Origin of the sequence: Streptomyces triticirhizae, assembly GCF_003696235.1 — a bacterium.
GTDB lineage: Bacteria > Actinomycetota > Actinomycetes > Streptomycetales > Streptomycetaceae > Streptomyces > Streptomyces triticirhizae.
The window spans coordinates 1-12,517 of sequence record NZ_RFFJ01000007.1; the positions used below are offsets into that span (position 1 = coordinate 1).

The 12,517-nt window shown below is 73.8% G+C and carries 13 protein-coding genes; 9 read left to right on the top strand and 4 right to left on the bottom strand.

Features of this window, described 5'->3' with window-relative positions; all coding sequences use genetic code 11:
• Positions 1-428, bottom strand: a 428-nt coding sequence (locus EBN88_RS30380) for a hypothetical protein (RefSeq protein ID WP_158621307.1), incomplete at its 3' end; no start/stop codon positions are given.
• A gap of 251 nt (positions 429-679) precedes the next feature.
• On the opposite strand from EBN88_RS30380, the gene EBN88_RS31475 reads away from it, so the two are divergent.
• Genes EBN88_RS31475 through EBN88_RS02860 form a run of 3 tightly spaced genes read left to right on the top strand, consistent with a single transcriptional unit; the run spans position 680 to position 1,674 of the window.
• Positions 680-1,111 carry an RHS repeat-associated core domain-containing protein gene (locus EBN88_RS31475; RefSeq protein ID WP_233580403.1) on the top strand — a complete coding sequence of 144 codons (432 nt, stop codon included), beginning with the start codon at positions 680-682 and terminating at the stop codon, positions 1,109-1,111.
• Positions 1,108-1,236 (top strand): hypothetical protein, encoded by a 129-nt coding sequence (locus EBN88_RS32320; RefSeq protein ID WP_267902530.1) that lies wholly within the window; start codon positions 1,108-1,110, stop codon positions 1,234-1,236. The genes EBN88_RS31475 and EBN88_RS32320 overlap by 4 nt, the downstream gene beginning before the upstream one ends.
• 6 nt (positions 1,237-1,242) lie before the next feature.
• Positions 1,243-1,674, top strand: a complete 432-nt coding sequence (locus EBN88_RS02860; RefSeq protein ID WP_122182181.1) for a DUF6896 domain-containing protein — start codon at positions 1,243-1,245, stop codon at positions 1,672-1,674.
• A 578-nt stretch (positions 1,675-2,252) separates the two neighbouring features.
• Here EBN88_RS02860 and EBN88_RS02865 read toward each other — a convergent pair.
• Positions 2,253-2,915: a class I SAM-dependent methyltransferase gene (locus tag EBN88_RS02865; RefSeq protein WP_122182182.1), complete on the bottom strand. Its 663-nt coding sequence runs from the start codon at positions 2,913-2,915 to the stop codon at positions 2,253-2,255.
• A 221-nt stretch (positions 2,916-3,136) separates the two neighbouring features.
• Between EBN88_RS02865 and EBN88_RS02870 the strand changes: the two genes are divergently transcribed.
• A complete protein-coding gene (locus EBN88_RS02870; protein ID WP_122182183.1) occupies positions 3,137-3,796 on the top strand; it encodes a ThuA domain-containing protein in 660 nt (219 codons plus the stop codon).
• 194 nt (positions 3,797-3,990) lie between these two features.
• On the top strand, positions 3,991-7,173 hold the full coding sequence (locus tag EBN88_RS02875; RefSeq protein ID WP_122182235.1) for a ThuA domain-containing protein: 3,183 nt from the start codon (positions 3,991-3,993) through the stop codon (positions 7,171-7,173).
• A gap of 127 nt (positions 7,174-7,300) precedes the next feature.
• Here EBN88_RS02875 and EBN88_RS02880 read toward each other — a convergent pair whose 3' ends face one another.
• Positions 7,301-8,086 (bottom strand): ThuA domain-containing protein, encoded by a 786-nt coding sequence (locus EBN88_RS02880; protein WP_233580404.1) that lies wholly within the window; start codon positions 8,084-8,086, stop codon positions 7,301-7,303.
• A gap of 179 nt (positions 8,087-8,265) precedes the next feature.
• On the opposite strand from EBN88_RS02880, the gene EBN88_RS02885 reads away from it, so the two are divergent.
• Positions 8,266-9,285, top strand: a complete 1,020-nt coding sequence (locus EBN88_RS02885; protein WP_122182185.1) for a LacI family DNA-binding transcriptional regulator — start codon at positions 8,266-8,268, stop codon at positions 9,283-9,285.
• An 8-nt stretch (positions 9,286-9,293) separates the two neighbouring features.
• Here EBN88_RS02885 and EBN88_RS02890 read toward each other — a convergent pair whose 3' ends face one another.
• A complete protein-coding gene (locus EBN88_RS02890) occupies positions 9,294-9,746 on the bottom strand; it encodes a YybH family protein (RefSeq protein WP_122182186.1) in 453 nt (150 codons plus the stop codon).
• 24 nt (positions 9,747-9,770) lie between these two features.
• On the opposite strand from EBN88_RS02890, the gene EBN88_RS02895 reads away from it, so the two are divergent.
• From EBN88_RS02895 to EBN88_RS02905, 3 genes are all read left to right on the top strand, one after another.
• On the top strand, positions 9,771-10,166 hold the full coding sequence (locus EBN88_RS02895; RefSeq protein ID WP_122182187.1) for a winged helix-turn-helix transcriptional regulator: 396 nt from the start codon (positions 9,771-9,773) through the stop codon (positions 10,164-10,166).
• Between the two features lie 40 nt (positions 10,167-10,206).
• Positions 10,207-11,037: a nucleotidyltransferase domain-containing protein gene (locus EBN88_RS02900; protein ID WP_122182188.1), complete on the top strand. Its 831-nt coding sequence runs from the start codon at positions 10,207-10,209 to the stop codon at positions 11,035-11,037.
• 239 nt (positions 11,038-11,276) lie between these two features.
• On the top strand, positions 11,277-11,915 hold the full coding sequence (locus tag EBN88_RS02905; RefSeq protein ID WP_122182189.1) for a Maf family protein: 639 nt from the start codon (positions 11,277-11,279) through the stop codon (positions 11,913-11,915).
• Positions 11,916-12,517 lie beyond the last annotated feature (602 nt).

Consider the following 12,517-nt stretch of genomic DNA (forward strand, 5'->3'; position numbering starts at 1 on the left):
CGGCGGCGCCCGAGCCGGCGCGGGCGAACGCCTGGACGGCGCCCAAGCCGCCGCGCCCGCTCCCCGCGCCGGGCCCGCACGCCTGGCGCACCAGCTACTGGCCGGGCTGAGGAACAGCCGGCCCGGCGGCGGCCGATCGGCCGCCCGTCCCGGACGGCGACCAACCGCTCGGCCCTGCGCAGCAGTTCCGCGGCGTCGCCCGGCTCGACCTTGCGCTCGCGGTCGTCCCGCCCGGGAACCACGACAACCAGCCGCCCGCCGACCCGCAACACCACCTCGGCGAACAGCGCGTCGGACCCGGCGGCGATGCACGAGACTCCGGCCAGGTCAGAGCCGTCATACCGCGCGAGCAACTCCCGCAGCCCGGCTCGCACCAACGGCGCCGTCTCCTCCGCCCGATCCATGTGCCCGGCCACGGCGAACGTCATCACGTTCCAGCCCTCATTTCTGGCTGAGCCGCGCACTTGCGAAACAGCGCGAATGCGGCGGCGAAGTCATGCTCCCTTAGGGCATGTCGCAGCTCCGGACGGCCCAGTAGAGCCGTGTCGAAGACCACCGCCCTGCCCACCACCTGGGGCCGCGTCAGGTCCCCGTCCCCGGGAGAACCCGGACGTCTGGGCCGCCGACCCGCGCCGCACGGCACGCCTTTGCAGATGTTTCACGAGTTCGCCGTCGGACGTTGGCCGTCCCGCCCTCGCCGCTGTCCCGGCGTCCCGCACCGTGCCCGGGTGACCTGCTGGTCAGCGGCCGAGGGCGTTACAACCACCACCGCCACTACGACCCGCGGATCGGGCGGTACACCTCGCCGGACCCGCTGGGCCTCGTGCCGGCGCCCACCCCGTACACCTACGCGCACAACCCCCACACCTTCGTCGACCCGCTCGGTCTGGCCGCGCATGTCGCCGATCCCAACAGCCTGCGGCGCACCCACTCGATCAGCGGGGATTCCTCCAGCAAGCGCGTCAAGCGCCTCCGGGACGCGATGCGCGGCGGAGACTTCGACTGGGACCAGAGCCCGATCTCGGTCGTGCGGGGGCCCGACGACGCGATGTACGTGGTGGACGGGCACCACCGACTCAACGCGGCAAGCGGGCGGGGCTGGAGGAGGTGAGTATCCAGGACGTGACGGAGGAGTTGAACACCAACGGTTTCCTCGGCTACACGGACATGGACGATGTGCTCAGTTCGGCCGCGACCACCGGTGCCGACAGGCTGAATTCCTACAAGTTGCGATGAGGTGCCATGACGGACGACCAAGCCGCCGTGGAGCGGGAGGTGTCACTCGCCCTGAATGCCTTCCGGGCGGGGCGGGAAGCGATGGCCCGACACTTCGGTGCCGCGTCGGCGGCCCACTTCCTCCGGGCCGTTCTCGACGGGGCCAGGCCGAGGGAGGGGACAACCAGCGAGGGCCTGGAGTACTTCGTCCACGGCGTCGGGTACACGATCACCCTGGCCGACGGCGGCGAAGTCCATCTGGACGCGGAGCGCTCCGGTGGGGAGTGCTTCAAGGCGTATGACATCTGCCTGTACCTGGAGACCGCGGGCCATGTGGCGTGCCCCGACGCGGCTCCCGTCCGGGCGGAACTGCGACGACGCGCGCAGCGAGGGGAGTTGGTCGCGGTTGACCACGGCGCGTACCTCCTCCCGGAGGGGCCTGCCGCCACGCGCGGCTGACCGGGACGCCCACGTGCGGGGCGGGTTTCCGGGCCTCGGGCCCGCGTCGGGCCTCGGGTTCCCCCTGGGGCACGGGGACACGATGTTCCACCTGGGGCAGTTGCGCGCCTGAGCGAGGAGGTGCGCGAGATCCGGCTCGGGAATCCGGAGCAGGCGGAGGACGCTGAGCGGCTGCTGGCCGTCCTCGACCCGGCGATCAGACACCGTGGCTACCTGTGGATCGCCGGGGACTGAGGCGCCCGTCGCGTGGGACGGCGAGGGCGCGGTGCGCCTGCGGGAGCACGACCCGGCACCGGCTCGATGCTGCTCGAACGGCTCGACACCGCCCGCTCGTTGGCGTCCGTCCCGACGCCGAGGAGGCGCAGCGCCTGCCGAGCGAGCGCCTCGCCCAGCACACCGCGAGCCCGGCCCCGCCCGGGCTGCGGCGCCTCGCCGACCTCGCAGCCGACTGCCGCGCCGCACCCCGCCCGCGAGCGGCGACGTGCTCCGCGCGGTGCCGCGCCGCTTCGACCTGATGATCCGGCCGCCCGGCGGCCCGCCGTTCACCCCACCAGCCGCGCGCCCGCGCGGCCCGCGCGTCAGCGCCCGCGCAGCAGCAGGTACCCCAGGGGAAGGCGGCGTTCCTCGCCGACCGGCTCGCGGCGGAGGCGGCCGATCTCGGCGAAGCCGGCCTCGCCGGCCAGCTCCGCGAGGGCGTCGAGCGGCCAGCCGTAGGCCGTCGTCACCTTGTGGTCGAAGGGCGTCACGGACTCGTCCTCGGACCCGAAGAACCCGAGGAGGAGGACGCCGCCCGGCGCGAGGACGCGGCGGAACTCGGCGAGGAACCGGGGCACTTCGGCCGGCGGGGTGTGGATCAGCGAGTACCAGGACACGACGCCCCGCAGCCCGCCGCCGGCCACGCCCAGGGCGTCCAGCGCGTCCATGGAGCCGACCTCGAACCGCAGGTCGGGGTACGCCTCGCGGGCCAGGTCGATCATCACGGGCGACAGGTCCACGCCGAAGGCGTCAAGGCCCAGGTCCCGCAGGTGCGCGGTGACGGCCCCCGGCCCGCATCCCAACTCGGCGACGGGACCGCTCCGTTCGCCGTCGCCGGCGGCCCGCACAAGGTCGGCGAACGCGGCGAGCACCGCGCGTTCCAGCGGCTGGCCGTCGAGCGCGTCGCGGAAGAGTTCGGCGTAGAGGGGGGCGACGCCGTCGTAGGCGTCGGCGGTCGCGCGGAGGTGGGCGGAGAGTTCGGTCACGGGCGAGGACCCTAGCCCTCGACGCCCCCGGACCCGCGACCACCTCCCCCACAAGCACGCGGGTCCGCACGCGCCCGCGCACCCCCGCGCGGCCCCGCGCATGAGTTTCGCAAACTTTCCATCCCGCCCCCGTCCCGCGTCTTGACGGGCGTCACTGCCGTTCCTATCGTTCTCGACCTGAAGCGATTTCTTTCGAAACTTTTCGAGGACGGAGCGGGGCGATGGCTCCCGGAAGGCGGCAGGCGTTGGTGGTCCGAGGCGGGTGGGAGGGCCACCGGCCGAGGGAGACCACCAACCTCTTTCTGCCGTTCCTATCCTCCCACGGCTTCCATGTGCTCGTCGAGGAAACCCTGGAGGCGTACGAGGACGAGAAGTTGCTCGCGGGCACCGACCTGATCGTCCAGTGCTGGACCGGCGGCGACATCACCGCCGCCGAGAGCGCCGGCCTGGCCGCCGCCGTCCGGGCCGGCACCGGGCTCGCCGGCTGGCACGGCGGCATCGTCGACGCCTTCCGCGAGGACCCCGCCTACCCGCTGCTGGTCGGCGGCCAACGGGTGCCCGAAGTGGCCGCGCCGCGAAGCCAGTTGGTGGCCCCGACGACCGGGCACGCCGAGCACCCGGTGGCGGCCGGCCTCGGCCCGTTCGAGGTGAACAGCCCGCCCTACTGGGTGCACGGCGACCCACTCAACGACGTGCTGGCCACCGTCACCTTCCCGCCCGACGAGACCCGCGAACGGCCGGCCGTCATCCCCGCCGTGTGGACGCGGCGCTTCGGCCGGGGCCGGGTCTTCGTCTCCACCGTCGGGCACGGCCCGGAGGACCTGCGCGTCCCCGAGGCGCGCGCCCTCGTCGAGCGGGGCCTGCTGTGGGCCAGCCGTTGACCACCCGCCGGCCGCCGAACGACGGCCCGCCGCCGATTCGTTGAGCTTCCCGCGCGCGGCGCCCGCCGCGCGCGGGGAACCGGGCCGTTCCCCCACCGGGAGCCCCGGCGCACCACAGGGGCCGAACGTCCGGGGACCCGCCCCGGAACCGCAAGGAGAGCGCACACCACCCCCACCTCCTGTGAGGAGCCGTGTTGAAACCACAAGCGAAGCAGGTCTTCGGAGGGCGATCCCTCGGAAGACGCGTCCTCAGACCGACGGCGCGGGTCGGCGCCGTCGCGGTCGCCCTGGCGGTCGGTGCCGGCGTCGCCGTCGCCCACCCGGGGCACGGCGAAGAAACCTTCAACGCCCTGGTGTTCAGCAAGACCGAGGGGTTCCGGCACGACTCCATCCCGGCCGGGATCGAGGCCATCGAGACCCTCGGCGCGGAGAACGGGTTCGACGTGACCGCCACCGAGGACGCGGCGGTCTTCACCGACGAGGAGCTGGCCCGGTACGAGGTGGTCATCTGGCTGTCCACCACCGGCGACGTCCTCAACGACGACCAACAGGCCGCGTTCGAGCGGTACATCGCGGGCGGCGGCGGCTACGCCGGCGTGCACGCGGCGGCCGACACCGAGTACGACTGGCCCTGGTACGGCGAGTTGGTCGGCGGCTACTTCGCCGGCCACCCCGAGCCGCAGCAGGCCACCGTCACCGTCGAGGACCCGGACCACCCCTCGACCGCCGCGCTGCCCGCCGCGTTCGAGCGGCACGACGAGTGGTACGACTACGCGCCCAACCCCCGCGAGAACGCCCATGTGTTGGCGACCCTCGACGAGGGCAGCTACAACGGCGGCACCATGGGGGACGACCACCCGATCTCCTGGTGCCAGGACGTCGAGGCGGGCCGCGCCTGGTACACCGGGATGGGGCACACCCAGGAGTCCTACGCCGAGCCGGAGTTCCTGGCCCATCTGCTCGGCGGCATCCGGACGGCGGCCGGCGCGGTCGAGGCCGACTGCTCGGGCGACGCGGGCGGCGGTGAGGGCGAACCGGGCGGCGGCGAGCAGCCGTTGGCCGAGGACTTCGAGAAGGTCACCCTCGACGACAACACCAGCAACCCGATGGAGCTGGCCGTCGCCGAGGACGGGCGGGTCTTCTACATCGACCGCAAGGGCGACGTGAAGGTCATCGGCACCGACGGCGCCGTCACGACCGCCGGCACCGTCCCCGTCTACACCGGCCAGGAGTTCGGCCTGCTGGGCATCGCCCTCGACCCGGACTTCGCCGACAACGGCTGGCTCTACCTCTACTACTCGCCGGCGGCCGACGAGCCGGTGGACCGGGTCTCGCGGTTCACCGTCGAGGGCGACTCGCTCGACCTGGCCAGCGAGCAGGTCGTGCTGACCGTCGACACCCAGCGCGACGAGTGCTGCCACGCCGGCGGCGCCCTGGAGTTCGACACCCAGGGCAACCTCTACATCGCGACCGGCGACAACACCAACCCGTTCGCCTCGGACGGCTACACGCCGATCGACGAGCGGGAGGGCCGCGCCGCCTGGGACGCCCAGCGCACCTCGGCCAACAGCGACACCCTCAACGGGAAGGTGCTGCGGATCACCCCGCAGGACGACGGGAGTTACACCGTTCCCGACGGCAACCTCTTCGCCGAGGGCACCGAGAACACCCGGCCCGAGATCTACGCGATGGGCTTCCGCAACCCGTTCCGGATCGGCATCGACCCGACCACGGACGGGCTCTATGTCGCCGACTACGGGCCCGACGCGGGCAATGTCGATCCCAACCGTGGCCCGGACGGGCGCGTCGAGTGGAACATCGTCAACGAGCCCGGCTTCTACGGCTGGCCCTACTGCGTCGGCGACAACACCCCGTACAACGACTACGACTTCGCGACCGGCACCTCGGGGGAGACGTTCGACTGCTCGGCGCCGGTCAACGACTCGCCGCACAACACCGGCGTCACCGAGCTGCCACCGGCCATCCCCGCCGAGCTGTGGATGGGCAAGTCCACCACCGGCTCCCCGGAGATCGGCGGCAGCGGCGCGCCGATGACCTCGGGCGCCTACCGGTTCGACCCGGACCTCGCGTCGGACCGCAAGTGGCCCGAGGAGTTCGACGGTTCGGTGATCTTCGCCGACTGGAACGACAGCCGGCTCTTCCAGGTCGCCCTCGACGAGGGCCGCGACCAGGTCTCCTCGGTGACCCGGATCTTCGAGGAGATGTCGTTCAACCGGCCGCACGCCCTCCGGTTCGGGCCCGACGGCGCGCTCTACGTCATCGAGTGGGGCAGCGGCTTCGGCGGCGACAACGCCGACTCCGGCGTCTACCGCGTCGACCATGTCCAGGGCAACCGCGCCCCGATCGCCCGGATCACGGCCGACCGGACCTCGGGCCCGGCGCCGCTGGACGTGGCCTTCGACTCGGAGGGCTCGCACGACCCGGACGGCTCGGACGTCACGTTCTCCTGGGACCTCGACGGGGACGGCGCCGAGGACGCCACCGGACCGACCGCCAGCCACACCTACGCCGAGCCGGGGAAGTACACCGCCCGGCTCACCGTGACCGACGCGGACGGCCGCACCGCCGTCTCCAACCTGGAGATCACCTCCGGCAACACGGCCCCCGAGGTGACGGTGAACGGGCCGGTCAACGGCGGGTTCTTCTCGTTCGGCGACACCATCGCCTACGACGTGACGGTGACCGACCCCGAGGACGGCGAGATCGACTGCCAGGACGTGGTCGTCCAGCCGGCGCTCGGCCACGACGAGCACTCCCACGGCTACGAGCAACACCGTGGCTGCTCCGGCACGTTCCCGCTGCCCGGCGACGAGGGGCACATCGGCGCCAACATCTTCGGCACCGTGACCGTCACCTACACCGACCAGGGCAACGGCGACGCGCCGCCGCTCACCACCACCGAGGTGCTGGTGCTCCAGCCCAAGCACCGCGAGGCCGAGCACTTCGACGCCACCGGGCGCCTGGAGTCGGCCGGCGGCGGCGGTGACCCGGGCGTCTCCGTCGAGGACACCGGCGACCCGGCCGGCGGCGGCAAGAACATCGGCCACATCGACAACGGCGACTGGTGGGCGTGGGAGCCGACCAACCTCACCCACATCGACGAGGTAGGGCTGCGCGCGGCGACCAACCAGCTGGGAGCGACGGTCGAGGTCCGCACCGGGAACCCGGACACCGGGCCGACCGTGGCGACCATCGAGATGGAGTCCACCGGGGACTGGCAGGTCTACCAGGACTTCACCGGCGCGCTCAGCGGCGACTCGCTCACCGCGTCGGGGCCGCTGTACTTCGTCAAGACGAGCGGTGAACTCAACGTCAACTGGGTCGAGTTCATCGGTCAGGGAGTCACCGAGCCGTAAGGAGCGGTGACGGGCCTCACCCGGCCCACCGGTGTGGCCACCCGCGGGCACGGGTGGCCACACCTCGGGTGCGGGCCCACGGCGGCGCCCGCCCCGCGTCGGCCCGGGGCGGGCGCCGCCCCAGCGCTCAGGCGCCGGGCGCCCTCTCGAACCAGCCGGCCTCGCTGTGCGTCAGCCGGGGCGGCTCGGCGACCGCGTCCGGCGCCGCCCAGGCCACCGCGTTGGCGATCACCCGCCGCACGTCCGGGTGGTGGTAGACGGGATACGCCTGGTCGCCCGGGCTGAAGTAGAAGATCCGGCCCAGGCCGCGCCGGAACGCGCAGCCGCTGCGGAAGACCTCCCCGCCGGCGAAGGAGCTGACGAAGACCAGCTCGTCGGGCGCGGGGATGTCGAAGAACTCGCCGTAGGTCTCCTGCTCCTCGATCACCAGCGGGTGCGGGACGCCGGCGGCGACGGGGTGGGTCGGATCGACCGTCCACACCAGCTCGCGCTCGCCCGCGTCGCGCCAGCGCAGCGTGCAGGAGGTGCCCATCAACCTGCGGAAGATCTTGGAGAGTTGACCGGAGTGCGGCACCACGAGCCCCATCCCGGCCAGGACCCGGCGGTGGACCCGCCTGACCACCTCGTCGGAGACCTCCCGGTGCGCGAGCTGGCCCCACCAGGTCAGCACGTCGGTCGCGGCCAGCGTCTCCTCATTGAGCCCGTGCTCCGGCTGGTCCAGGTCGGCGGTGGTGACCCGCGCCCGCGCGCCCAGGTGCTCCTCGACGCCCTCGGCGATCGCCCCGTTCATGCCGCGCGGATAGCGCCTGGCCACCTCGGGGTCCACCCGCTCGGGCCGGCCCTCGCACCAGACGACCACCCGCAGCGGGTCGGGTTGGCGTGTGGGCTGGGACGGCATGGGCTCTCCCGTCATGCGCTCCCCGGAGCGGGCTCCCCCACCGGGCGGTTTTCGCAAAGAACCGGTAGGGAAGCTAGAGGGACGGGCGGGGGCCGTCAACCCGGGGGCTACAGTGAGGCAAAGGTGTCGGGACGGCGGAGCCCGGTAGGGCAGAGCGCGGCACAGCAGAGCAGGGACCCGTGACGGAGAGCAGTATGACCCGCCCCACGCTGGCACACATCGCCGAGATGGCGGGGGTGTCCGTCTCCACCGTCTCCAAGGTGCTCAACGGGCGGGACGACGTCTCCCGCGACACCCGCGCCAAGGTCGACTCCGCGCTGCGCCAACACCACTATGTGCGGCGCGGCACGGCGGCGCCCGACGCCACCGCCGTGCGCACCGTCGACCTGGTGATGAGCGGCCTCGACGGGTCCTGGCCGGCCAGCGTCGCCAGCGGGCTGGAGGCCGCCGCCTACGAGGCGGGCGTCCATGTGGCGATCTCGGTCGCCCGTTCCTCCGCCTCGGCGACCAACCACCGCGCGCAGGACTGGGTGGACCGGGTGCTGGAACGCGGCAGCGCCGGCGTGGTGTTGGGGCTGATCGAGCCCACCCCCGACCAGCTGGGCCGGCTGGCCCAGGCCCGGGTGCCGTGCGTGGTGATCGACCCGCTCAGCGACCCGCCGCCCGACGTGATGTCCGTCGGCACCACCAACTGGGCCGGCGCCTACGAGGCGACCCAGCACCTCCTCCAGCGCGGCCACCAGCGGATCGCGCTGGTCACGGGCCCGCCGGAACACCTCTACTCCCGCGCCAGGATCGCCGGTTACCGCTCCGCGATGGCGGCGGCCGGTCTGGAGGTCGCCCCGGAGTCGGTCCGGCACGGCACCTACGACCGGGCCAGCGGCGCCGAACAGGTCCGCGCCCTGCTGGAGCGGCGCCCCCGGCCGACCGCCCTGTTCATCTGCTCCGACCACATGGCCATCGGCGGCTACGAGGCCATCGCCGGCGCCGGGCTGCGCGTTCCCGAGGACATCAGCGTCGTCGGCTTCGACGACCTGCCCGAGGCCCGCTGGGTCGCGCCCGCGCTCACCACGGTCCGCCAGCCGCTGAAGGAGATGGGCGGCAGCGCGCTGCGCACGCTGGTGCGGCTGATGAACGGCGAGGAGTTGGAGAGCCCGCGCGTGGAGCTGGCGACCACGCTGGTCGTCCGCGACAGCGTGGCGCCGCGCGGCTGACCGACCGCTCAGTTCGGCGCCGGCCCGTCGAGGGCCCCGCCGCCGGTGGGGTGGTCGACCAGATAGCGCCAGATCCCGTCCGGCCCGCGCCGGGCGACGTCGGTCGCCGTTCCGCCGACCCGGCCGCCGGGCCCCTCGCCCGTCAACTCCCAGTCCACGACCAGCAACGCCACCTCGCCGGCCACGGTGACGCTGCGCGGACGGACCGCGATCGGCCGACGCAGCGCCAGGAAGCCGGCGTTGGCCTCGGCGATCGCGGCCGCGCCCCGCGCCACCCGGCCGTCCGGGACGACGAACACCGCGTCCGGCTCGTACATCCCGGCCACGGCGGCGGCCGGCTCAGGACCGTTGAACCGTGCCGCGAACACCTCCGGCACCCGCTCCGCCTCCCGCGCCACCGGCCACCGCGCGCTACCGTCGTCCCGCCGCGCCTCGGCTCGTTCCCCTGCTCGTTCGCTCATGCCGGCACCGTAGGAGGCCGCCTCGTGACTCACCCAACGGTGCGCCACCGCCCGGGACTCCCGGACGACGCGCGGGCCGCGACCCGACGCCCCAGCCCCGACTGCCCCGTGGAGGTCACCCTGGCCGCCCTGCGCGGCCGGTGGACGACCCTGGTGGTGCGCGAACTGCTCGCCGCCGAGCGCCCGCTCGGCTACCGCGAGCTGTCCGCCGCGCTGCCCGCGCTCTCGGACAAGGTGCTCACCGACCGGCTCCACCAACTCGCCGCCGCCGGCGTCGTCATCCGCCACCGCACGCCCGGCTGGCCGCCGACCGTCACCTACCGGCTGACCCCGCGCGGCCGGCGCCTTGGCCCGGTCCTCCAGGCCCTCTGGGACTGGGGCGCGGAGCCGGCGTCACCCGCCGGGGGACGGCCCGACTGATCGGCTCGCGCCCGCCGCGCCCGTTGGGCAGTCTTGGCCCATGGAACGCCCGGAACACCGTGACGAACTGGTAGCACTCGCGGCCCGACTGGCCGCCGTCGACGGCGTCGTCGGGGTCTGCCTGGGCGGCAGCCGGGCCAGGGGAACGCACTCCCCCGGCTCGGACTGGGACCTCGGCCTGTACTACCGCCCTCCGTTGGACACCGCCGCGCTGCGCGCGCTGGCCGCCGAGGCGACGGGCGAGGAGGTCGAGGTGACCGAACCGGGCGGCTGGGGCCCCTGGGTGGACGGCGGCGCCTGGCTGACCGTGAACGGCGCGGCCGTGGACTGGATCTACCGTGACCTGGACCGGGTGCGCCGCGTCCTGGCGGAGTGCCGGGCCGGCCGGTTCGAGGTCGGCCACCAGGCGGGGCACCCGTTGGGCGTCTACTCCCACGCCTATGTCGGGGAGTTGGCGGTGGGCCGGGTCCTGGCCGACCCGACCGGCGAGCTGACCGCGCTGCGGCGCGGCCTCGCCTATCCGGAGCCGCTGCGGGCCGCGTTGATCGAGAACGCGCGCTGGGAGGCGCCGTTCATCCTGGGCGGCGCCCGCAAGGGCACGGCGCGCGGCGACGCGGCGTATGTCGCGGGCTGCCTCTTCCGGGCGGTGGGCCTGTGGACCCACGCCCTCCACGCACACGCCCGCACCTGGCTGCTCAACGAGAAGGGGGCGGTCGCCGCCACCGGGCAACTTCCGTGCGCCCCGGCCGACTTCGCCGCCCGCGCCCACGCCCTCCTGGGCGCGGCGGGCACCGGGGTCGCTGCGCTGGCCGCCACCCTGGACGCGGCGGACCGGCTGGCCGCCGAGGTCAATGGGGCCCTTGCCGGGTGAGCGACAACGGTCCGGGGGCAGTCCCGGTGCGTGGTCGGGTGCGGTTCGTCACCCATCACCCGCGCAGTTCCCCGCGCCCCCAAGGCCGGCACCCCCAAAGGGGCGCGAGGAACCGCGCGAAGCATCGGCGACGGGGGGCGGACGACAACGGTCCACGGGCGGCCACGGCGCATCGTCGACTGCGGACCGGCCGGCAAGGCCCAAGTGTCCGTCGAGCGGCAGCGGCTAACCTCGGGCTCATGAACGCGGAGAACGAAAGCACCGGCGGCCCGCACCGCCCGGCGCGACGCCTCGTGTTGGCCTCGCAGTCGCCGGCCCGGCTGGGGCTGTTGCGGCAGGCGGGCCTCGCGCCCGAGGTGATCGTCAGCGGCGTCGACGAGGACGCGTTGGCCGTCGATGAGCCGGAGGCGCTCGCCCGCCTGCTCGCCGAGGCCAAGGCGGAGGCCGTCGCCCAGCGCCCCGAGGCGGCCGGCGCGCTGGTCCTCGGCTGCGACTCGGTGCTGGACATCGACGGCGTCGCGCTGGGCAAGCCGGCGGACGCCGAGGAGGCGACCGCCCGGTGGAAGGCGATGCGCGGCAGGGACGGGGTGCTGCGCACCGGCCACTGCCTGATCGACACGGCCGGCGGCCACCGCGCGAGCGCGGTGGCCTCGACCACGGTGCACTTCGGGGAGCCGTCAGACGCGGAGATCGCGGCCTATGTGGCCAGCGGCGAACCCCTGTACGTCGCGGGCGCGTTCACCCTCGACGGCAGGTCCGCCCCGTTCGTCGAGGGGATCACCGGCGACCCCAGCACGGTCATCGGGCTCTCCCTGCCGCTGCTGCGCCGCCTGTTGGCCGGCGCCGGGATCGCCGTCACGGACCTGTGGACGCGCTGAGCGCCGCCCGGCCAGCCCCTCGGCCGGGTACAGCAGCAGGCTCGCCACCAACAGGCCGAAGACCAGCATCAGTCCCGTGAACGCCACCCAGCCGACCAGGCCAACGGCCAGCGCGCCCAGCACCAGTTGGAGGCACGCGGCGCCCACCAGCGCCGCCCGCGCCACCCGACCCGGCGGCCGGTCGCTGACCGCCATCCGCGCCAACAGCGCGCCGCAGCACAGCAGGAACGCGGCCAGCGTCCCGCCGCCGACCCACGCGCCCGCGCTGATCGCGGTGGCGGAGAGCCCGGCGATCGACATCTCCTGGCGGTCGGCCGCCAGCCCAAGTATCCAGTGCAGCAGGCCGAGACCCGCCGCCAACCCGATGACCACCACGGCGGCCACTGCCGTCACGCTTCGTCTGCCTCGGTGCACGCCGCGCACGCTACTGCCGGGTAATGCCACCGACAAGCCCCCGAGCGACGGCAAAGAATCCCGTCAACCGTTATGGGATTCCTACAACATTGGGTGGCGCGGCGCCCTGACCTCGGGCGCCGTGCGGGGTCCCGTGAGCCGGCGCCCCGACCACCCCGAAAACGGCGCGTACCTTGGTATAGCAAGGT

Excerpts from the sequence above, each read along its gene's own strand:
- EBN88_RS02860 (WP_122182181.1), top strand. The coding sequence starts at position 1,243 with ATGACGGACGACCAAGCCGCCGTGGAGCGGGAGGTGTCACTCGCCCTG.
- EBN88_RS02870 (WP_122182183.1), top strand. The coding sequence starts at position 3,137 with ATGGCTCCCGGAAGGCGGCAGGCGTTGGTGGTCCGAGGCGGGTGGGAG.
- EBN88_RS02880 (WP_233580404.1), bottom strand. The coding sequence starts at position 8,086 with ATGACGGGAGAGCCCATGCCGTCCCAGCCCACACGCCAACCCGACCCG.
- EBN88_RS02885 (WP_122182185.1), top strand. The coding sequence starts at position 8,266 with ATGACCCGCCCCACGCTGGCACACATCGCCGAGATGGCGGGGGTGTCC.
- EBN88_RS02890 (WP_122182186.1), bottom strand. The coding sequence starts at position 9,746 with ATGAGCGAACGAGCAGGGGAACGAGCCGAGGCGCGGCGGGACGACGGT.
- EBN88_RS02900 (WP_122182188.1), top strand. The coding sequence starts at position 10,207 with ATGGAACGCCCGGAACACCGTGACGAACTGGTAGCACTCGCGGCCCGA.
- EBN88_RS02905 (WP_122182189.1), top strand. The coding sequence starts at position 11,277 with ATGAACGCGGAGAACGAAAGCACCGGCGGCCCGCACCGCCCGGCGCGA.